Origin of the sequence: Neptuniibacter sp. SY11_33, assembly GCF_047778025.1 — a bacterium.
GTDB lineage: Bacteria > Pseudomonadota > Gammaproteobacteria > Pseudomonadales > Balneatricaceae > Neptuniibacter.
Genome location: NZ_CP180543.1, coordinates 490,916 through 496,143 on the forward strand (window position 1 = coordinate 490,916; position 5,228 = coordinate 496,143).

Sequence of the window (5,228 nt, forward strand, 5' to 3'; positions counted from 1 at the left end):
ATAGAAAATGTATAAAAACTTAACTTGTTTTCAAATATACTATAAAAATGTAGAGAATTTGTTCTTTTGGTGAACATTTTCTGCCATTTTCTAAATTGATTACCTAGAATTAAGTGGTTTTGGTTTACGTGATGTTATTTATAGCGTCGTGTTGAAACATAAGAAATCTGCATCCTGATAGAAACCGATCCTGTTGCAGAGCGGGCTTAAATAAGGGAAAAATAATAAAGGTGTCTATTATGCGTAATAGTATAAGAAAGATTTTTGCAGCTACATGTCTTTCAGGGTGTATGGTTAGTCAGCAAGCAAATGCTGAAGATTTAATCGATGTATACAAATTAGCGTTGGAAAATGACCCTACCTTTCAGGCGGGTTTTCATGAGCACGAAGCGTCTAAAGAAATATATTCTCAGGCCAAGGCTGCTTTACTTCCTACTATAAAGTTTGATTATTCTCAGACTGAAACAACGCAAGATATTGTTAGTTCCGATAATCAGGTTTTTTCCAGCGGTAGCACCTCTTATCCAACTACTGAGATGACTTTATCTCTGACTCAATCTATCTATAGCTACAGTAATTGGGCTTACTTTAAACAAGCGAAAGAAGATGTGAAGAGGGTGGCGTCTGAGTTGGAGGATGTTCGCCAAGATCTAATGATGCGTACCGCTGAAAACTATTTTTCAGCGCTACGAGAATACGATAACTACACTTCTGTTAAGTCTGAAGTAGCTTCCCTGGAAAAACACTATGAACTGGTACGCCAGCAGCGTGAAGATGGTTTGGCAAGAGTAACCGATGAGTTAGACGCCCAAGCGCGTTATATGCAAGCTAAAGCGCGTGAAGTGGAAATTCGCAATACGTTAAAAGATGCGCTTCAAAGTTTGAAAGAAATGACTGGGCAATTACCTCAGTCATTGGTTTCTCTTGGTCTTGATATGGACTTGGTTGAGCCAACGCCAGCAATGCCTCAAGAGTGGGTCGAGAAAAGCCGAAACAACAACCCTAATGTTCTGGCTAAGCGCTATGCAACTTCTGTGGCTTGGCAAGAAGTTCGCCGACAAAAGGGCGGGCATTATCCTACTTTAGATTTTGTGTTCTCTCAGAATAATAGAGAAACTGAAGGTTCTTTGTTTGGTGGCGGTTCCGAAGTTGAAACTCAGGATATGATGGTGAAGTTAACTGTGCCAATTTACGCAGGTGGCGCCGTTTCTTCCAAGGTTCGAGAGTCCGTTGAATTGCATAATAAAGCGCAAGATGAATTAGAGATTGAGTGGCGTGCTACAGAACGTGAGACGTATGCTGCATTTGATGGTGTTGTTGGCTCCATCGCTAAAGTAGAAGCGCTTCAGCGTTCAGTTGATGCCTATGAGTTAGGTGTTGATGCAAAGCGAACTGCTTATGAATCAGGTTTGACCTCTAGCTTAAGCGTGCTAGATGCTGAACGTGACTTGTTCTTTGCAAGAACCGAGTTTTCTAGTGCTCGTTATGACTACCTTATCAATACTCTGCGCCTAAAGCGTGCTGTTGGCCTGTTGGGCGATACAGATTTAGAGCAGGTTAACGCGATGCTATCAGGTGAAGAACAAGCATTTGAGATTACAGCTTCTGTAATGGATAGCCGTACTTATCGTAGCTCTGAACAAGCGCGCCGTTAGGTCTAAAATGCAGCCGCAAGCTGTATTACTATCCGCCTTTTCTTCGTTGGCGGTTCCATTTGGTTATGAGCGTTCTTGTAAATTAACGACAGGAACGCTCAATCAAAACCGATTCCTAATTACTCAACACAAAAACTGTTTTGGGTCTGACCCGCTGACTTCTCTGTTGAAATTGGCGGGTGATCTTGAAATGCCTGGCGAAGGCTTGGGATGGATTCAGAGTCGATTTGATAAAGCTGAGCTTGTTCATCTTGGATATGAAAACGATCGTGGTGAGCCTCTGTGTAAACTGTACTTTGAGTATCCTTATTCTGTTGCCGACAATGACGAGCTAAATCGCTCGAAGGGCTTTTTGCTGCATCAGGCAATTAAATGGAGTCCCAATAGTAATCGTCATTTATTTACAAACTATCGATGTTTACCTTCCTCATCTAAGGAACATTTCTTTTCATTTGTTGAGCAATGCTTAGGTTCCTCTGGCCGGGTACAGTCTTTGTGGGTTCAAGCGTTATTGGCGCAGGCATGTATGTTTGAGTTGCCAATGATGCTCGATGTCTCAGAGCCCGAAAGTGTTCGTAGATCCTTTGATATCAATTTATATGACTTCTCTATTCGAATAGGTGAGCTGAAAGTCTTGCTGGAAGAGCTTTTTCAAAGTTTTTTAATTCCGACTGAATCTTTAGGTCTGTTTTTAGAGCAAAATTCAGATCGTATTTTAGGGCATGTATCTGGCGGTATTAATCGAACGGGTGAGCCTTTTATTACGTTGTATTTTGGAGTGGAAGAGCGTTGTGGCTAACATGACTGAACTGGCGTCTTTTTTTAGACAGTGTGGCCCTGAAACGCAGTTGTTGGATTATTGTCTTTGGCCTTATCCTCCTCTAGTCAATATTGAAGGCAAACAGCATTCGTTCAACCTTCTGTTAAACAGTTTTGTTGCAACGGGTGTTGGAGTTAACGGTGTTAGGCTGATAAACGAAATTAAAAACGTGATGGGTGACGGCCAGACTGTTTGGGGGGTGAAACTTTCAGGAGGTCAGATTAGTTGGGAACTGTATTTTTACGACTATGAACGCCTTGAAAGAACAAACTCCTTTTCTCGTTTAAAGCAATTGATGCCCGATTCATTATCGACTGCTCTGGATATATCAGAAGATGTGCCTTACTTCATGTTTTCGATCGACTTGGATGTTGATGGGCTGAATGCTGGTTATTTAAATTTAAGTGAAGCGAATATCTATATTGGGAATGACGGTAGTAATGTGTCTTCAGGTATTTGTTATTTATTGTCTGAAGAAGGGCTCTCCTTGAGCAATCTTTATTATTTCTATAACTCGATTAAAGAGAAAGAAGATATTCTGGCAAAGATCGCAAGTTCTGTGCATTTGAATCTGCGGAAGTTAGATTTCAATAAAATACTTTTACCTGAGCTTCGTGATTGCGAAACCACTGTAGTCGCTAATAAGAAAAAAAATGAAGGCGTTTACTTTTCTCGTATCAAAATAGATCAGCTAATTTGGTTCTTGCGATCTATGGGTTACCCAGAAGAAATTCAGAATTATGTAACGGCTTCTCGGAATGAATTGGATCATATGCTCTATGATGTAGGTATCGATTATAAAATGTTGCCTGATGGCCAGATAGAAGTTTTGAAGACAAGTTACTACGGAATTTTTTGATGCTTTCTATAGAACAGCGATTTGATCACAGTGCCTACGTCTCTATGACGATGGAATTTCGCTGTAATCTAAAATGTGTTCATTGCATGATCGAAGGCACTATGGATTATCTTGAACCGCAGACTCGTCAGAAGTTTGATGAGCTGCTTGCTTATAATCGAACGCATCGTAAGTGGTCTGGACTCATTCTCACCGGCTCAGAAATTACCTTGCATAGAGACTTGCCTGAACTGGCTAAGGCGGCAAAACAATCTGGGTTTAAGCATGTGCGGATTCAGAGTCATGGTATGCACCTTGGCAAATTAGAATATTGCACTAAATTAATCGATGCTGGAGTAGATGAGTTCTTTATTAGTGTGGCTGCAGCAGATGCTGAATCGCACGATGATATCACCCAAGTGCAAGGTTCATTTAATAAGACGCTTCAAGGGATGGAAAACATAGATCGGTGGGAGCATACGATCAGCATTACTAATACAGTGGTAACAAAGAAAAGCTATAAACAGTTGCCGCAAGTGGTGGATGCATTAGCGCATTTGAAAAATTTGGCTCAAATGGAATTTTGGTTTTATTGGCCTATGTCAGGGAAGGATGATAAGTCTTTACTCGTTTCTCATTTAGAAATGCTACCGTATTTAAAAGAAGCTGTTGCTAAAGCGCAGGCGTTAGGAAGACGGATCGAGATTAAAAATTTTCCACAATGTCTGTTGGGTGAATTTAAGCACTTATTGGTTAATGGTCAGCCGCAACTTTTTATTGATCCCGTTTTTTGGCGTGAATTTGAAAAAAATGGTTTTTATCAATGTAAGCACCGCGAAAGCTGTCAGTCCACGGAATGTCTTGGTTTGAATGGTGCCTATATTGAACGCTTTGGCTGGGAAGAAGAAATACTAGTACCACAGTACAATGGTTAAGTTGCAGTACAGGTATATTCTTTACTAAGATGTTAATCTTGGACTGTAATAAATATTAGAAATAGCTAAGGAAAACAACGTGACAACACAGTTACTGATTTACGGAGATGTACAGCCAATCAATAAACAGCGTCATGCTGATTGGTCAGTAAAAGCGGGTAGCCAATATGGCTTTGCTCAAGCGGTCAACTCAGTTCCGTTAATGGCTGTTGAGTTTCCTAATGCGGCAGAAGAGTATTGTGTGGTTTTTGCGGGCGAAGGAGAAAACCTTTTACCTGTGGTTTTGATGGGTGTTAGAGAGCAGGAAAACCTTTACGTAAACGAAGATGGTAGTTGGAAAGCTAAATATATCCCAGCTTTTATTCGTCGTTACCCATTTGTTTTTTCTAGTGCTGATGACGGCTCAACCCTCACGCTTTGTGTAGATGAAGGGTTTGAAGGTTGCAATCAAGAAGGACGTGGTGAAAAGCTATTTGATGCTGATGGTGAACAAACTCAGTATCTAAGTTCTGTTTTGGATTTCCTAAAAGAGTATCAAGTGCATTATCAACGCACTAAAGCTTTTGCTAAAAAGCTTCAAGAGCTCGATTTACTTGAGCCCATGGGGGCGCAGTTCACTACGCCAGCTGGTGAGAAACGCACCGTTACGGGTTTCCAGGCTATTAATCGTGAAAAGCTAAAGGGCTTAGCTCCAGAAACGTTTGCTGAATTAGCTAAAACGGATGAGCTAGAGCTGATTTATGTTCATCTGCAGTCTATGCGCAATTTTACTAAGATGCTTGAGAAGGTTTCGGGTAGCGCAGTTGTATCTTCAGATGAAGAAACAGCAGAAGAAGTAACACATTAAATATAACGGGGTGGCGGTAACTACCCCGTTGTTTTTTAAGAAGTATTTAGAACCGGATTGATGTGGCAGCGTCGATCCGGTTTTTCGGCATTTATAGAATGGTCTTCGGCAGGACCGATTTGAGGGTAATGGC

Annotated in this window: 5 protein-coding genes; all 5 read left to right on the forward strand. The window is 41.0% G+C overall.

Annotation, left to right across the window (positions count from 1 at the left end; translation table 11 throughout):
• Nucleotides 1–239: 239 nt before the first annotated feature.
• The 5 genes from ACMXYV_RS02190 (at nt 240) to ACMXYV_RS02210 (ending at nt 5,095) form a co-directional block, all read left to right on the forward strand.
• Nucleotides 240–1,655 carry a TolC family outer membrane protein gene (locus ACMXYV_RS02190; protein WP_415890155.1) on the forward strand — a complete coding sequence of 472 codons (1,416 nt, stop codon included), beginning with the start codon at nt 240–242 and terminating at the stop codon, nt 1,653–1,655.
• Nucleotides 1,656–1,662: 7 nt separating this feature from the next.
• On the forward strand, nt 1,663–2,454 hold the full coding sequence (locus tag ACMXYV_RS02195; RefSeq protein ID WP_415890156.1) for a hypothetical protein: 792 nt from the start codon (nt 1,663–1,665) through the stop codon (nt 2,452–2,454).
• Nucleotides 2,447–3,334, forward strand: a complete 888-nt coding sequence (locus ACMXYV_RS02200; protein WP_415890157.1) for a hypothetical protein — start codon at nt 2,447–2,449, stop codon at nt 3,332–3,334. The genes ACMXYV_RS02195 and ACMXYV_RS02200 overlap by 8 nt, the downstream gene beginning before the upstream one ends.
• Before the next feature lie 86 nt (nt 3,335–3,420).
• Entirely contained in the window at nt 3,421–4,248 is an 828-nt protein-coding gene (locus tag ACMXYV_RS02205) for a radical SAM protein (RefSeq protein WP_415890158.1), read from the forward strand.
• A 79-nt stretch (nt 4,249–4,327) separates the two neighbouring features.
• Entirely contained in the window at nt 4,328–5,095 is a 768-nt protein-coding gene (locus ACMXYV_RS02210; RefSeq protein ID WP_415890159.1) for a SapC family protein, read from the forward strand.
• Nucleotides 5,096–5,228: the final 133 nt, after the last annotated feature.

Excerpts from the sequence above, each read along its gene's own strand:
- ACMXYV_RS02190 (WP_415890155.1), top strand. The coding sequence starts at position 240 with ATGCGTAATAGTATAAGAAAGATTTTTGCAGCTACATGTCTTTCAGGG.
- ACMXYV_RS02195 (WP_415890156.1), top strand. The coding sequence starts at position 1,663 with ATGCAGCCGCAAGCTGTATTACTATCCGCCTTTTCTTCGTTGGCGGTT.
- ACMXYV_RS02205 (WP_415890158.1), top strand. The coding sequence starts at position 3,421 with ATGATCGAAGGCACTATGGATTATCTTGAACCGCAGACTCGTCAGAAG.